Annotated in this window: 2 protein-coding genes; both read left to right on the top strand. The window is 59.4% G+C overall.

Annotated features, from left to right (window positions below):
• Positions 1 to 70 precede the first annotated feature (70 nt).
• Positions 71 to 493, top strand: coding sequence for an IS66-like element accessory protein TnpA (gene tnpA, locus CF70_RS34225; RefSeq protein WP_063830475.1), 423 nt, complete (start codon positions 71 to 73; stop codon positions 491 to 493).
• Positions 478 to 695: IS66 family insertion sequence element accessory protein TnpB (tnpB, locus tag CF70_RS17495; RefSeq protein ID WP_200876764.1), on the top strand; the 218-nt coding region annotated here is incomplete at its 3' end. The genes tnpA and tnpB, both read left to right, overlap by 16 nt.

The raw sequence follows: 695 nt of genomic DNA, 5'->3' as shown, positions 1-695 counted from the left end.
GTAACCGTCCGCTGAAGGCCGTGTAGACGCGTAAGGTGAATGTATCCAGAGTAGTCACCATCAGAATTTGGTGGGGACTACTTTGGAGTCTGTGGCAAAACGGGGCGGTCGCCTGCACGGGAGCCGCAATCACCCGATTGAACTCAAACGCAGGCTGGCAGAAGCTGCGTGCGTGCCAGGCGTTTCTGTTTCAAAGCTAGCGCTGGAACACAGCCTGAACGTGAACATGCTCTTTCGCTGGCGTCGCATGTATAGAGCAGGCGATTTCGGCACGCCTGAGGTTGCGAACGACCCACTGCTGTTGCCCGTCATCGTTGAGGCACCCGCAGTCGAAGGATCGGTCGACGTGCCTCCTGCAGGGAACCAGTGCGATCAGCCGGAAGCATCGCCCACCGGGGTCATACGGTTGCAACTGGCCAAGGGGCAAGTGAGCATTGAAGGCCGGGTCGATCCGGAAGTCCTGCGCACGGTGGTGCAATGCCTGAGCCAATGATGGGGCCGCCGGCGAACACCCGAATCTGGGTTGCCGCAGGTTTTACGGACATGCGATGCGGCTTTGATGGCCTGGCGGCCAAGGTGCAGACGGTACTTCAGAAGGACCCCTTCTCGGGCCACGTGTTCATCTTCAGAGGCAAACGTGGCGATCTGCTCAAGTGCCTGTATTGGCGCGATGGCGGACTGTGCCTGTTTGCCAA

The organism is Cupriavidus sp. SK-3, assembly GCF_000611145.1.
In the GTDB taxonomy this organism is placed as follows: domain Bacteria; phylum Pseudomonadota; class Gammaproteobacteria; order Burkholderiales; family Burkholderiaceae; genus Cupriavidus.
The sequence above is the reverse complement of the archived record's forward strand: the minus strand, read 5'-3'. Positions and strand labels throughout refer to the sequence as shown.